Consider the following 15,920-nt stretch of genomic DNA (forward strand, 5'->3'; position numbering starts at 1 on the left):
CGATGGTAAAAACCGCTTCAACAATGCTGCCTTTAGGAACACAGGCTCCCGATTTTTCATTGCCGAACGTCGATGGCAAAGCGGTCTCCCTGAGCGACTTTCAGGATTCCAAGGGTTTGCTGGTGATCTTTATGTGCAACCATTGCCCGTTTGTCATTCATCTGCGCGAAGCACTGGCAGCGTTTGCAGACGAGTACATGGCCAAAGGCATGGGCGTGGTCGGCATCAGTTCCAATGACGTTTCATCACACCCTGATGACAGCCCTGAAAAAATGATCGAAGAAGCAAAAACGGCCGGTTACAATTTCCCTTATCTGTATGATGGAACTCAGGAGGTTGCCAAAGCCTACAAGGCAGCCTGCACTCCCGATTTCTTCCTGTTTGATCAGGAACAAAAACTGGTCTATCGTGGACAGTTCGACGATAGTCGCCCGGGGAATGATAAACCTGTGACCGGTGCCGATCTCAAAGCAGCCTGCGATGCCGTTATCGCCGGTGCACCTGTGACGGAAAATCAGAAACCCAGCATCGGCTGTAACATCAAATGGCAGGAAGGCAAAGAACCCGAATATTTCACGGGACAACCTGCCGTCTAGCACTTTCTAATTCAACGAGACCCGACTCTCTTCACCTCGCTGTGAAGAGAGTTTTTTTATGCGTCTCGATCCTCTGAATTTAAAGTCGAATCAAGTAGTCAAAAACAAATCTTCAAGTGAGAAAGTCGTATCTCTCACGGGTTGTGCTTACCAGTGGAACCAGAACCAGATGTTTGATCAAAAGTTGTTTTTCATCAAATAGTTGTGGTTATGCAGCGATCTCAAGTGAACGGACTGGAGAAGCTTTAACGGGCTGCTCTTCGCGCGTGCAATATGAACAGCGTGCCACTGCTTACTTTGATTAATTCGCAGAAAATTCTGTCGAATCCTGTGGATCGTTTCAATTCGTTTTCGTTTTCCTATTAGAGACTCTATCTAAAGGGACGACTCGCTGTCTTGAGTCGTCCGGTTGATCAACTCTTTTGTAGGGCGGGCCTTCGTCAATACAAAAATCAACCATGCGTCTGGTGGCTTCCGTCGATCAGTTCGAAAGGGCTGCGCGCAAGCACTTTACGCTTCAGGAGAACTCATCATGCTATTTCGAAAACCAAATCGTCATCGCAGGGCCGCCCGTCAATCAACTCATTTTTCAGCCGTTGAGCACCTTGAAGATCGTCAACTTTTGTCGGCGGTGAATTCCCTCTCAACAGACATTATCGATTCAGATACGGAGTGGAATACCGTTACCGAATACGCGTCCATCGATGGGACTGGCAACAATATCGACAATCCGGAACTCGGAAGTCCCGGTACACAGCTCATCAGGCTGGCCGAAGCAGCCTACGGCGATGGCCTGTCGACTCCTGCCGGTGAAGACCGCCCGAGCGCCCGCGAAATCAGTAATGTCATCGCTGCGGTGAATTCAGAGGAAACCAACGACCGTTTCCTGACAGACATCTTCTGGGTCTGGGGACAGTTCATCGATCACGATATTACGCTGACTGAAGCCGCTCATGATGAAGACGGCAATCCGCTGGAATCATTTCCGATTGAAGTACCAACGGGTGACGTTTACTTCGATCCGGATGGCTCCGGGGATGACGTGATTGGTCTGAACCGATCTGCTTTTGAAGTAGACGAAGATGGTGTGCGGCAGCAGGTCAATCAGATTACCGCATTTATCGATGGTTCGATGATCTACGGTTCGGATGAAGAACTGGCGGCCCAGTTGAGAACCTTCGAAGGGGGAATGCTGGCAACCAGTGATGATGGCCTGTTGCCATACGGAGATGACGGATTCTTTCAGGCGGGCGATATTCGCGCCAATGAGAACGTGGCATTGACTTCGATGCACACAATCTGGGTTCGCGAGCACAATCGGATTGCTGCAGAACTGGCGGCGGAAAACCCGGATCTGACCGATGAAGAACTGTATCAACAGGCTCGGCAGATTGTGATTGGCGAGTTACAGGCGATTACGTTCAATGAATTCCTGCCAGCATTATTTGGCACCGGGGTCGTCAGCGAATACACGGGATACGATTCCACAGTCGATCCCAGTATCGCCAATGAATTTTCCAATGCCGCCTATCGCTTCGGGCACACAATGTTGTCGTCCGAACTGCTGCGGCTTGACGAGAACGGGAACGTTTCCGATGAAGGCAATCTTGCGTTGTTGAACGCATTCTTTAACCCGAGCGAACTGGAACAAAATGGAGTCGATTCCCTGTTGCGCGGGGCCACTGTGAATGTGGCACAGGAAATCGACAACGAACTCGTCGATGACGTTCGCAACTTCCTGTTTGGTCCTCCGGGGGCAGACGGTTTCGATCTGGCGTCGTTGAATATCCAGCGTGGCCGCGACCATGGACTGGCAGACTACAACGCAACACGCGTTGCCTTGGGGCTGTCTGAGGTGGAAAGCTTCTCCGACATCACATCTGATCCGGAAGTTGCCGCTAAGCTGGAACAACTATATGGCACAGTCGACAATATCGATTTGTGGGTCGGGGGTCTGGCCGAAGATCATCTGCCGGGATCAAGTATGGGCGAGACGTTCACGGCCATTATCGTCGATCAGTTTGAACGGCTTCGTGATGGAGATCGCTTCTGGTATGAGAACGTGTTCTCCGGTGATGCGCTCGACGAAATCAGCGGTACGACACTGGCCGATGTGATTGAACGTAACACGGATGTCTCAGGGCTGCAGGAAAACGTGTTTTTTGCTCCCACTGTCATGCGGCTCGATCTGGCAGTAACCGGTTCCAACGACGTCACCATTCGCGAGAAAAACGGGAATCTGGAAGTGATTGACAACAGAACGCGGCAGGTGATCGGCAGTCAGTCACTGGGCAGCGTGGAACGTTTGATGCTGACGAGTACCAATAACGGATCGCAACACGTCACCATTGAAGGGATTACCGTCGCAGAACTGCCCGGTGGTCTGGTCGTCGAAGCGGGGAAAGGCCGTGCTGACACATTGATTGTGAATGGCACAAACCAAAGCGACACGATCTTCGTGAACGAGGATTATGTTGATGTCAGCGGCATGCAGCTGGAATTCACCGGCATGGAGCGGATTGTGATTCGAGGCACGGACGCGGATGACACGATTGAAGTGGCTGATGGACTGGAAATTGATGTCGATGTGCAGGATGACATCGGCCGCGATCATATGCATGAGAGACGCCATAGAAGAGAGCAGTTGGCGCATCGTCCGGACGATCACCGCCCCACACAAGGGCCGAACCGGCAGAGGTCTGGGGATGCCGATGGCGACATGCCGCCAGAAATGCTGGATCAGGTCTTTGCTTCCAACGACCTTGATCCTGTATTAGGAATGCCTCCTGGCAAACGCCGTCCTTAGTGACTGGTTGATTGCCTTCTGCAAATCACTTTGAGCTACCCCCGCCTTCACCGGGCCTGGAACTTGATCTCCTGATCTGGGTTCCGGGTCTGGTAAGGAGCCGGTGATGAGGCCTGCCAAACACTAGTTCGAAGTGAGCTGGAAGTCGAATACGTTCTCGCCTGCTTTGACTTCTTCGGTCAGTGTGGACTTCGTGTTGTATTTCGCTGGAATCGTTTCTTTGAATGGTGCCGCGCCTGCGCCACCTTCTTCTTCAGAACTATCGGACTGCGCAGTTGCGATGCTGATTTTATGCGTGCCGATTTTGGCACCTTTGGTATCACCGACATAGACCAGTTCATATTTGCCGACATCGTCAGTGGTGCCCATCGAAGAACGTCCCTCTTCAGGGCTAAACACAACCATCACTCCTGCCAGCGGTTTTTCATCCATGGTGACGGTGCCAGTTACCGTGCCCCGGTCGGGTTGATCACTGGGGGTATCTGAACATCCAACTGAGATGAGGCACAGAAGTGGGAAGAGAAAACGAATTCTCCCTTGAGTTACGACTGTCATTAAAAATCTCCTGAACGCGATGAGCTTTATTGAAAAGCTGGAAATTGGATAAGATGAGAAGGGCAATCATAGAAAGGCCACGCTGACTGTACAAGTTAGTGTCGCTGTCCGGTCCGGATTCCTGTTTTATGAGATAAATAAAAAAGGGACAAGCAATTATAGTAACTGCTTGCCCCTTATGAATCACCGACTTCAGTGCGTTCTAAGCCTGGTGCTTAAAATTCACCAACAACATTACCGTCATCGATTCCGATCAGATACTCGAGCGTACTGTCGTTCGGAATGGTTGCGGCATTGTGGTCAATATTTTCGCTGAGGAATTTAATGCGGCCATCGCCAAACAGGAAATGCGCACCGCCGACATGGCGGCTGCTGAAGGCAATTCTTCCCTGCCCTGAAGAGGCATTGGCGTTAATTGGTGCGGCACCACCTCCAAAAATGGAGATCAGTCCCTGGTTGGAACTGGAACCATCAGAACTGATGGCAGGGCCAGTAGCGTTATAATCACGAGCTGCATACAGGGCACCGGCAAATGCTTTGTTGTTACCAAGTTTGTAAGCACGTTCGCCAACCAGGATGATATTACTGCTGCCGTCTGATAAATCACGCATCTTGACGGAACTATTGCGGAAAAAAGCACCATTGGCTGTATTTGTTGGGTTGGTTCCCTGGTCTTTTTTCAAACCATAGGAGTTGTTTGATGCAATATAGTTCGTCACAGCCAGACCGTATTCTGAGCCACCCGTTGCCTTGATTCTGCGGCCTGCTTCGTCATGAATTGGTGGGCCGGTGTCTGAGGGGCAACGGAAGACAGGCAGTGTCTGCTGCATCGTGGTACGAATCGTGGCATTATTGAGTACCGTTGAGATTGGAACGGTGCCTACATTCAGCTGATTGAACAGCGGTGCCTGATCGAGATAAGGCAACAACATGGCATTCCAAGCCCAGTGGCCTTCGTTGTCAACTACCACGCCGCCATTGGAAGGCAGGATCTCTTCTACATACCCGGGAGGAAATGTGCGGAATGTTTCATGATAGTTGTGCATCGCAAGCCCAATTTGCTTCAAATTGTTTTTACAGGTGCTTCTGCGGGCGGCTTCACGTGCCTGTTGGACAGCGGGCAAGAGTAATGCAATTAAAATCGCAATAATGGCGATTACGACCAATAACTCAATCAGGGTAAAACCCCGTTGAGAACGCGAGCGACTGAACTTGTTCATAGAGTCGTTCCTGTCTTTCTAAACCGAATCCGGATAACAATATCTTCAACTGGAATAATGAATAAAAAAATAGTCCAGAGAAACGCAAAACTCTGAGAATCAGGCCTCTATTCAAGCAACCTGATGGAAAGGGAGTTGAGGAAATGCTTCACCAATTACCTAGGGGTTAGTGAACAATATTCAAGTTGCCCTCATTAAGCATTCGTATGCAAAAGCAGTGGTTTACCTGAGTTTTTTCAAAAATAAACGGTTTCCACACAAATAAGCCCTGTTTCATGTTCGCATGTCACTATTTTGCATGACGGATTCCTTAATCTAGTTTAGAATCGACAAGCGAGTGGCGAGTTTTCGTATTAAAGATCATTTATGAATAGAATTCGGAAGTAAGTCGGCGGAAGTTTGTACGATAGCTTGATAGGGCGGCTTCGTTTTTTGTCAGAAGCTGAGAGTTTGTATCGTTAAAAAGAAGGTATCATGAGCAACGATCTGGAAAATGCCGCCTTGCCCGACGATTTACATATGCAGTTTCTGCATGTGTTTACACAGCATCGGAATCAGATTTATTCCTATATCTATTCTCTGCTGCCTAATCGGGATGATGCAGAAGACGTTTTTCAGCGAACCAGCCTGATCCTCTGGAAGAAGTTTCCGGAATATGATGCGACATGTAGTTTTTTCTCGTGGGCCTGTGGTGTAGCCTTCTATGAAGTGAAAAACTTTATTCGAGTTGCACAAAGAAAACGGTTACAATTTCGAGAAGATGTGATTCAGCAACTGGCTGATGAAAGAGCTGGGGTTCCTCAGCTGAAATTCAATCAGCGGGCCACTGCCTTACAGGACTGCATCAAAAAACTGAAGGAGAAAGATCGTCAACTGGTGGATCAGGTCTACCGGGATCAGACTCCAGTGAAAGATGTCGCCGAAACAGTCGGGTCCGCCGTTCAAACATTATATAACAGGCTCAACCAGATTCGTCAGCAATTAACTCACTGTATTGAACGCACAATGTCTTATACAGGAGAGGGAAAATGAATCAAAGCAATAAGCAAAACGAACTCCTGTATGAACTTTTCGGCGCGCTGTGTAACGAAAGCATTACACCAGAGCAACATCAACAACTGCAGGAAATTCTGTCTACAGACTCCGATGCCCGATTGAAGTATTTTAACTACATGGAACTGCATCTGAATCTGGAGCGGTTGCACGATGAACAGCCAGAGCCAGAGATCGATTTTCATTTTCACACACAGACACTGCCAGCAGTTGGAGCTAAGGCTCCTGCAAGTCGTCCGGCAAAAGCACCTCAGGCGTTGTGGCTGCTATTGACGACTGTCTGTGCTGCGGCCGTCATTGGACTTCTGTTTCTGAAACAGACTCCTGAAACACCCCGGCAAATCAGCCTGGATGTGGTACCAGAGAATATTTCTGTTGCTAAAGTCACGCAAACTGCAGCCGTGCGGTTTGCAGAAGGGGCACCGTTCCTGAAAGTCGGCTCGTGTATCGATGCTTATCAGGAATATGCGATTTCTGAAGGACAGATACAGCTTGTATTTTCCAATGGTGCGGAAGTCATCCTGACAGGACCGGCTGTGTTTGAAAGTGAAGGGGACGAGCATCTGGCGGTTCGCTTAGGTTCCTGTTCTGTGTTTGCTCCTGAAGGCGCCGAAGGCTTTACGGTGGAAACGCCGCTTTCCAATGTCGTCGATTATGGTACCCGGTTTTCTGTAAATGTTTCGGAAGCCGGTAATACGGATGTGCAAGTCATCGAAGGCGAAACCGATGTCCGACCGATCAAGCTGGATGAGAATTCCGGGGTTGCCGCCAAGCGCTTAACCAAAGGCATGGCACAACGTTTAACAACCAACAACGGTCTTGTTGTGAATGAGATTCCCTTTGACCGTGCACAATATGTTTCCAAATTACCCGATCGTGTGATTTCATATAACACGACTTTAGGGCCGCGCCGCAAAGCAGAAGATCTGACGAGTGTCAAAATTCAGCGCGGGGGAACTGCTTATGAGTACGCGGTCGAGGATTTGATCGGGATTGAGCTGACACATTACAAAGGCAGATCCTTTCTGACCCGAGACGATGGCGTTGATCCTGCTACCGATGGGAATCCGCTGACGTTACGCCGGCATCTGCTGGATCAGGATCGCAGTCTGTTGACCGGAGTGGTGAATCCCTTTGGTTCAGAAACGCCGCTAACAGAACCTCCCGTGATGAATGAAGTCGAAGATCCGAACCAGCCTAATACACCCGGGATGGCAATTCGGTTTCGCGAGCCCGTCGTGAATGACGCAGGGCCGGATATTGTTCTGTTTGATCTGCAGGTCATCGTGCATGCCACAGCCGGCGATGCATTTTATGTCAGTCCGTTACCATTCACTTCGAAACGGAAAACTCACAAAATTGAGCAGTTTGATATCGACCTTGCTTCACCTGAAGCGAAGCCGTTAGAGAAATTCTGGTTACACTTGTTTAATAAAAATCAACAGACAGGTATTGGTTCCCGCAGTGAGCTGGAATCTGCTTCCGGCAACGGAGGCAACCTGCATATCGTCGGTGCCAAGGCATTGGCGGTCGGCATTGATCTGTCTGACCTGGGTTTTGCTGAAGGGGAAACTGTCGAAGGTTTGTTTATTCAGGATGCCCAGGATAACGCTGATGTGATTGATCCGGTATTTATTGCCGGGCTCCCCCCTTTGAAACACTCCAAAAAATAATAGCGAACTTAATGTGATGTGACCCGAGGATAGAAATCGTTTTGTCTTCCGCATCGAAATAATGAAAGAGGCCTTGTTCATGCGACTCCTTACACTAAGTCTGTTTCTTTTCGTTTCTGCAAATCTGGTGAATGCTGCAGAAAAAACGAAACCGGACAAAGCGGCGGCAGTGGATCAGAAGCAACTCCACTTCTTCGAGAAAGAAGTACGCCCCCTGCTGATCAAGCACTGTCTGGAATGTCACGGCGAGAAAAAGCAGAAAGGGGAATTACGACTGGATTCCCTCAAGGCCATGTTGCAAGGGGGCGAAAGCGGACCGGCCATCGTTCCCGGTAAGGCGCATGAAAGCCTGCTGGTGGAAGCAATTAACTTTGAATCCTTTGAAATGCCACCGGAACAGAAACTGTCAGACAAAGAAATTGCCACGCTAACCCGCTGGGTCACCACAGGTGCTTACTGGCCTGATAACGCCGGTTTTGTAATCAAGCAACGAAAGAACGAAACGTTCTTTACCGAAGAAGATCGCAGTTTCTGGGTGTTTCAGCCTGTGAAACAAACCAAAGTTCCCGCAGTAAAAGCAGAGGCCTGGTCGAAGAACCCGGTTGATGCCTTCATTTATGCTCGTTTGAAAAAAGAAGGACTGACCCCCGCTGGTGAAGCGGACCGTACAACGTTGATTCGACGTGCCTATTATGATTTAATCGGTTTGCCGCCTACGGTAGAGCAAATCAATGCTTTCGTGAATGATCCGTCTCCCGACGCCTGGCCTCGCTTGATTGATGAACTTTTAGAGAGTCCGCACTACGGCGAAAAGTGGGCGCGGCACTGGCTGGATGTCGTACGTTACGCCGAGTCCGATGGGTTTAACCAGGATGCATTTCGTCCGCAAATCTGGCGTTACCGAGACTACGTGGTCCGTTCCTTCAATAGCGACAAGCCGTACTCTCAGTTCGTCAAAGAACAGTTGGCCGGTGATGAAATTGCCCCGGAAGATCCCGAGGCACTGGCGGCGACCGGTTTTCTCAGACATTATCTTTACGAATATAATCAACGCGATTCCCGTACGCAGTGGAATGATATTCTAGACAACATCACCGATGCCACCGGCGATGTGTTTATGGGGGTCAGCATGGGATGTGCCCGCTGTCACGATCACAAGTTTGATCCTATTCCGCATCAGGACTACTACCGCCTGCGTGCCTTCTTTGCTCCGCTCATGCCTCGCGATGATGTTCCTTTTGTCACACCACGTGAACTGGCAGAATACAATCAGAAATTAGATGCCTGGGAAAAGAAGACGGCGGCGATTCGTAAACAAATTGACGAATTGACGAAGAGCACACTGGAAAAAGCCGCGAAAAGTCAGATTAAAATGTTCCCGCCTGACTTGCAGGAAGTTATGGCCAAACCGGAACTGGAACGGACTGCACTGGAACATCAGTTGGCAGATCTCGTACAGCGTCAGGTCGACCTCAAGCAGAAATCCGCTTTGGGATCGCTCAAAAAGAGTGAGAAGCCCAATGGGAAAAAATACAATGAGCTGCTCAAGGAACTGGCAGCCTTTGATGATCTGAAACCAAAACCATTGCCGACCGGCATGAGTGTAACCGATGCGCGCGGCGCAGCCCCCATCACAACCATCCCCGATGATCCGGAACATCGCCCGATTGATCCCGGCTTTCTATCTTTGTTAAAGCCAGGCGAAGCGGAAATTGTCCCGATTTCAACGGCCCCCCATTCTTCAGGCCGCCGCACAGCGCTGGCCAACTGGATGGTCGATCCTCAGAACCGATTGACCACGCGTGTCATGACGAATCGAGTGTGGCAGTATCACTTTGGTACCGGACTGGTTTCGACTGCCAATGACTTCGGTCATATGGGCGAATCACCCACCCATCCCGAACTACTGGACTGGCTGACCAGTTATTTTGTCGACAACGGCTGGAGCATCAAAAATCTGCACCGTCTGATCATGAATTCGCAGACCTATCGCCTGTCTGCGTTTCATCCTGCGGCGAAACAGGCAGAACTCAAAGATCCACAAAACCGTCTGCATTGGCGTGCCAATATTCGCCGACTGAATGCAGAGGATATTCGTGATTCGGCACTCTTCCTCTCAGGTGAACTCGATATGAAACTGGGAGGTCCCAGTGTCAGAGCCAGCCAGACACGCCGCAGTATCTATACGATTATGAAACGTAACGTACAAGACCCAGTTTTAGGTGCATTTGATTTGCCCGGCGGGATTAAAAGCGTCGCGCAACGGGACGTTACAACCACGGCAAATCAGGCCCTGTTAATGATCAATGGTGACTGGTTCCTCAAACGAGCAAATGCGATGGCCCGTGCTTTGAAAGCCAAGTCCTTTGCCAATGATCAAGAGCTGATTACGTATTTGCATAAGAAGACGTATGGCAAAGCCCCCGAACCTGCTGAAGTTGAGTTACTGTCCGGGTTCCTGAAGTCTCAGGAAAAACGCATCAAAGCCGAAGCTGACAGCCAGGAACAAACTTTTATCGGTCAAATAACACAAACGACCGGCGAAGCCGTCAAGCTCGGGAAAGGTTCTACACTGAGCAACCTGCATGTTGCCCAATCAAAATCGCTTCCCGATCAGGATTTCACGATCGAAGCTTACGTGCAATTAGAGTCGATCTATGACAATGCCGCCGTCAGTACTATTGCCTCACAATGGACGGGAAACAACAAACAGCGAGGCTGGTCGCTGGGCGTGACCAGCAAGAAGTCGGCTTACAAACCTCGGAATTTGATTCTACAACTGGTGGGCAACAACAAGGCCGGGAAACTGACCTATGAAGTGGTGCCCTCCAACCTGCACCTGGAATTGAACAAGCCTTATTATGTTGCAGCGACTGTTAAAATTTCTGAAGCCGGTGAATCGGGAATTCAGTTTTACGTGAAAGAACTGTTTTCCAAGAAACCGCTCCAGAGCGTCTCTGTCAAACATAAAGTCATCAGTGACTATCGTCCTGAGAACAATCTGGTACTGGGCGGACGCGATAAAACATCTGGCAGTAACTGGAATGGCCTGCTGGATAACGTGCGGCTGTCGGGAGCTGCATTGAGTCAGGAAGAACTCCTGATTCAAGATAGTGGGAAAAACCCCTCAGCGACGATTGCGTTCTGGCAATTCAATACCAAGAGCGGACTTTTGAAAAACAGTCTGGCAAATGCACTGCATATCTTGCCTCCCTCTGAAACTTCGATGGGCGCCAGCGATGCTCGCCATCAGGCACTGGCAGATTTATGTCACGTCTTCTTGAACTCCAATGAATTTCTCTACATCGATTAATCATTCGTGACTCACGATAGTAATAGCGGAAAGATAGACTTATGAGCAATCAATCACCACAGGCATTTCCTGATTCGACGATGAGCCGACGTCAACTGCTGTATTCGGCTGGTGCCGGTTTCGGCGGGCTTGCCTTGAATGCGATCATGGCGGAACAGGCCAATGCGGCTGCCAAAGCCAGTGCTAAACCACTGTCGCCTCTCTCAGCCAAACAGACACACTTTCCGGCGACGGCGAAAAGTGTCATCTTCCTGTTTATGGAAGGGGGCCCGAGCCATATCGACCTGTTTGATCCCAAACCACAATTGCAGAAACTGGCCGGGAAACCGCTTCCGGAGAGTTTTAAAAAACCGATTACCGCGATGGGCGAAATCAACGCACCACTGCTTCCTTCCCAACGAAAATGGAAACAGCATGGCGAAGCGGGAACCTGGATTTCCGATTGGTTGCCCCACACCGCGAAGTGCGCCGACGACATTGCTGTCTTACGCGGTTGCTGGACGAACGGAATCAATCATGCAGGTGGCGTCTGTCAGATGAATACCTGCATTCCGCTCGCCGGACGTCCTTCTTTAGGCAGTTGGGTGACCTATGGTCTGGGAACGGAAAATGAAAGCCTGCCTGCATTCGTTGTGATTCAGGACAACAATGGAACTGTGGTCAACGGTCCGCGTAACTGGGGAACCGCGTTTATTCCTGCCGTTTATCAGGGGACGCGTTTGAATACCGGGAAAACACCGATTTCCAATTTGTACCGGCCCGAAGAAATTTTCCCATCCCAGGAATCCGGCAAGCTGGACTTACTGGCGCAGTTAAATAAACGTCATGCAGAGTCGCGAAAACAGCAGTCGGAGTTGGCTGCCCGGATGGAGTCTTATGAGCTGGCGTTTCGCATGCAGGCTGCTGCTCCGGAAGCCGTCGATCTGACGCAGGAAACGGAAGCCACTTATAAGATGTATGGCATGGATGAGAAAGAGACCAAGGTCTATGGTACGAACTGTCTGTTAGCACGTCGTCTGGTCGAGCGGGGTGTCCGCTTTGTTCAACTTTACAATGGTGCCGGTAGTAAATGGGATTCTCATTCCGGCATCGAGAAACGTCATGCGGCGCTTTGCAAAGGCATGGATAAATGTGTTTCCGGTCTACTGACCGACCTCAAGCAACGCGGCCTGTTAGATTCCACGCTCGTGGTCTGGGGCGGCGAATTTGGTCGAACTCCCATGAGTGAAAAAGGAGACGGCCGCGATCATAACCCGACCGGGTTCACTATGTGGATGGCGGGCGGCGGTGTCAAAGGCGGCCAGACCATTGGTGGAACCGATGAGCTGGGGCTCTATGCGGTGGAAGACCGGATGCATGTCCGTGACATTCATACCAGCATTTATCACTTGATGGGCCTGAGCAACATGAAACTCGAATACCGCCACAAGGGAAGCCCGGAACGACCCACCTTGAACGAAGGTGAGTTCATGAAAAAACTGGTGACTGGTTAGTCGTTCCTAAGTCTCATTCTGAAAAAGAGTTACGTGATATATGCGAGGGTTTGAGTGTCTCAAGATGCTCAAACCCTTGCTTTTTGCATAAACCAGATAATTTCACTCTTTTCCTTGAATCAAACTCGTTTGAAAATCCTCTCTTGCACTTACGCGTTAAACCGATACTATAATATATAAGCAACTCTAAGATATTATTGTTCTTTGAGTGCGATGTGCCCTCCATAAAATACTATCCCGTCATCAGGGATAGCCCACACTTAAACCATAACCAAGAGAGTCTTCTTCTATGAACGGGCGACTTTTCCTGGCGTGTCTGTTTTCAGTTTCTTTTAGTCTGAGTGCTGCTCAAGCCGAAGACACTGCAAAAAAAACGGATACCCTCTCTTTTGAAAATGATGTGCGCAAAATTCTCAAAATTCACTGTCTGCACTGTCACGGTGAGAATGGTGAAACTGAGGGGAGTCTCGACCTGCGTCTCAAACGTCTGATGGTCAAAGGCGGCGACAGCGGCCCCTCCATCGTTCCCGGAAAAAGTGGCGAAAGCGAATTAATTGCCCGCATTGAAGCCAAGGAAATGCCCCCCGAAGGCAAACATATGCCCGAGGAAGAACTGGCGATTCTCAAACGCTGGGTTGATCAGGGTGCACACACGCTGCGACCAGAGCCGGAAAAAATTGACGCTGATTACGTTTTCCCGGATGAATTGGCGTTCTGGTCTTTTCAACCGGTGAAAAATAATGCCGTTCCCAAAGTCAAACAATCCAAACTGGTTCGCCAGCCCGTGGATGCGTTTCTCTTGTCCAAGCTTGAAGAGAAAGATCTGACCTATACTTCAGAGGCTTCAAAAGCAGCACTGGCGCGTCGTGCATTTTTTGATCTGATCGGTCTGCCTCCGACACCTGCAGAACTGAAACAGTTTCTCAATGACAAAAGCCCCGACGCTTACGAAAAAATGATCGACCGTCTACTGGCATCAAAACACTATGGCGAACGTTGGGGACGTCACTGGCTGGATGTTGCCGGCTATGCGGACTCTGAAGGTTACAACAACAAAGATATGGAACGTCCCTGGGCATATCGTTATCGCGATTATGTGATCCGCGCGTTCAATGAAGATAAACCCTACGATCAGTTTCTGCAGGAGCAACTGGCGGGCGATGAAATGGTCAAGCCCCCCTATCATAAGCTGAAGCCGGAAGAAATGGAAAAACTGGTGGCGACCGGATTCCTGCGGATGGCCCCGGATGGTACGGGAAGCAACCCCGCCGAAAAAGAGGTCGCGAAGAATCAGGTGATTACGGATACGGTGGATATTGTCTCGTCATCGATTTTGGGTTTGACGGTCGCGTGTGCCCAGTGTCACGATCACAAATACGATCCCATTCCTCAGAACGACTACTATCGCTTCCGCGCCATTTTTGAACCGGCGTTTGACTGGAAAAACTGGCGAACGCCCGCAGCGCGTCGTATTTCGATCATGTCGGATGCAGACCGAAAAATCGCCAATGAATTTGAAGCCGAGGCAAAAAAAATCCTCGCGGAACGCACCGAACTGGTTAACAAGTTTATCGACCGGACATTAGAACGCGAGCTGTTGGATGTTCCCGAAGAGAAACGGGACGCAATGCGCAAAGCTTATAAAACAACCGGAAAGAAACGAACCAAAGAGCAGGTCGCCATGCTCAAAGAGTATCCGCGGATTAACCGTCTGTCGGCCGGCTCGCTGTATTTGTATGACCGGACTCTGCATGAGCAATCCGGCAAAGAAACTCAGAAAGCCAAAGAACTGGCCAAAACGCTGGTCGAAAAAATCAAAAAAGAAACGCTGGAGAAAATTCCGGAAGCACAACGGGCAGCCGCATTAGCAGCCCAGAAAGCGGATGCGAAAAAACGGACGGAAGAACAAAAGAAAATTATTGCCGAATTTCCGGCGCTGTTGGTTTCCACTTCCAACCTCGCGGAGTTTGATAAGGCAGGGGCCGCACAGGTCCAGCATCATAAGGATGAAGCCAAACGGTTCATGGAACTGAAAACGACGGCGATTCTGAAGGAGTACAGCGACAAAGCAACTGCGATCCGCGACAAGAAACCGAAAGAAGAGTTCATTCGGGTGTTGACGGAAGTGCCCGGCAAGGTCCCTAAAACCTTCTTCTTCAATCGAGGTGATTTCGAGCAACCCAAGCATGAATTGTTGCCGGCCGGCCTGACGGTGATTAAATCCAATCTGGAAAAAACGGTTGAGATCCCTGCCGTTAATAAGGAATTGCCGACCACCGGGCGCCGATTGGCATATGCGAAGTATATCACCAGCGGCCAGCATCCTCTGACCGCACGGGTTTTCGTGAATCGACTCTGGCTGCATCATTTCGGCAAAGGCATCGTCGCCTCACCCACCGATTTCGGAAAGCTGGGCATCCCTCCAACACATCTGGAACTGTTAGACTGGCTGGCGAACGACTTCGTATCGCATGGCTGGAAAATCAAACGTCTGCATAAAATGCTGATGACGTCCACCGCTTATAAGCAAAGTTCGCAACGTTCCGACGAATACGATGTAGCCGACCCGGACAATCTGCTTTACGGACATATGCCCGTTCGCCGTCTGGAAGCGGAAACGATTCGCGATTCCATTATCGCGGTCACCGGAAAACTCAAAACCGACCTGTATGGTCAGCCTGTACCCGTGAAAGAAGATGAAGTCGGACAGATCGTTGTCGGCGTCGCAAACGTTGATTCGGCGGGCCGCCAGGGAAAAGCGATCAAAATGGATGATCGCAAATTCCGTCGCAGTATCTATGTGGCCGTCAGTCGCAGTAAGCCCCTGGCGGTGCTTGATATGTTCGATGCTCCGAAAATGGAGCCGAATTGTGAAAAGCGTTCTTCTTCCACCGTCGCGCCACAATCCCTGTTGATGATGAACAGCGGCTTTATGGTCGAACATGCCGAATATTTTGCAGAGCGACTGGAAAAAGAACAGGCCGGAAATCAAGCCGAACAGGTCAAACTAGCCTGGATGCTTGCGTTTGGAAAAGAACCTTCCACTGAAGAAGTGCAGCAGTCAGTCGAATTTATCAAGTCGCAGGTCCCCCAGTTCAAGACAACAGCGAAGGCTGCCGGTAAAACGCCGGAGCAACTGGCACTGGCAACCTTCTGCCAGGCATTGTTGAGCAGCAACGGGTTTCTGTATGTTGACTAGAATCGATTGACA

General features: G+C 50.0%; 9 protein-coding genes. 7 read left to right on the top strand and 2 right to left on the bottom strand.

Features of this window, described 5'->3' with window-relative positions; translation table 11 throughout:
• Window positions 1–2 precede the first annotated feature (2 nt).
• Complete coding sequence (locus tag Enr17x_RS04415) at window positions 3–596, top strand: thioredoxin family protein (protein ID WP_145306264.1); 594 nt, start codon at window positions 3–5, stop codon at window positions 594–596.
• A gap of 532 nt (window positions 597–1,128) precedes the next feature.
• Entirely contained in the window at window positions 1,129–3,402 is a 2,274-nt protein-coding gene (locus tag Enr17x_RS04420; RefSeq protein WP_145306266.1) for a peroxidase family protein, read from the top strand.
• A 123-nt stretch (window positions 3,403–3,525) separates the two neighbouring features.
• Here Enr17x_RS04420 and Enr17x_RS04425 read toward each other — a convergent pair whose 3' ends face one another.
• Window positions 3,526–3,957, bottom strand: a complete 432-nt coding sequence (locus Enr17x_RS04425) for a transthyretin-like family protein (RefSeq protein ID WP_145306268.1) — start codon at window positions 3,955–3,957, stop codon at window positions 3,526–3,528.
• Window positions 3,958–4,172: 215 nt separating this feature from the next.
• Window positions 4,173–5,177, bottom strand: coding sequence for a DUF1559 family PulG-like putative transporter (locus tag Enr17x_RS04430; protein WP_145306270.1), 1,005 nt, complete (start codon window positions 5,175–5,177; stop codon window positions 4,173–4,175).
• Between the two features lie 474 nt (window positions 5,178–5,651).
• On the opposite strand from Enr17x_RS04430, the gene Enr17x_RS04435 reads away from it, so the two are divergent.
• The 5 genes from Enr17x_RS04435 (at window position 5,652) to Enr17x_RS04455 (ending at window position 15,908) form a co-directional block, all read left to right on the top strand.
• Window positions 5,652–6,209, top strand: coding sequence for a sigma-70 family RNA polymerase sigma factor (locus Enr17x_RS04435; protein ID WP_145306272.1), 558 nt, complete (start codon window positions 5,652–5,654; stop codon window positions 6,207–6,209).
• Window positions 6,206–7,903: a FecR family protein gene (locus Enr17x_RS04440; protein WP_145306274.1), complete on the top strand. Its 1,698-nt coding sequence runs from the start codon at window positions 6,206–6,208 to the stop codon at window positions 7,901–7,903. The genes Enr17x_RS04435 and Enr17x_RS04440 overlap by 4 nt, the downstream gene beginning before the upstream one ends.
• A 79-nt stretch (window positions 7,904–7,982) precedes the next feature.
• On the top strand, window positions 7,983–11,216 hold the full coding sequence (locus Enr17x_RS04445; protein ID WP_198000965.1) for a DUF1549 domain-containing protein: 3,234 nt from the start codon (window positions 7,983–7,985) through the stop codon (window positions 11,214–11,216).
• A gap of 41 nt (window positions 11,217–11,257) precedes the next feature.
• A complete protein-coding gene (locus Enr17x_RS04450; protein WP_145306278.1) occupies window positions 11,258–12,709 on the top strand; it encodes a DUF1501 domain-containing protein in 1,452 nt (483 codons plus the stop codon).
• A gap of 289 nt (window positions 12,710–12,998) precedes the next feature.
• Window positions 12,999–15,908 (top strand): PSD1 and planctomycete cytochrome C domain-containing protein, encoded by a 2,910-nt coding sequence (locus Enr17x_RS04455; RefSeq protein WP_145306280.1) that lies wholly within the window; start codon window positions 12,999–13,001, stop codon window positions 15,906–15,908.
• Window positions 15,909–15,920: the final 12 nt, after the last annotated feature.

It is taken from the genome of Gimesia fumaroli (assembly GCF_007754425.1).
GTDB lineage: Bacteria > Planctomycetota > Planctomycetia > Planctomycetales > Planctomycetaceae > Gimesia > Gimesia fumaroli.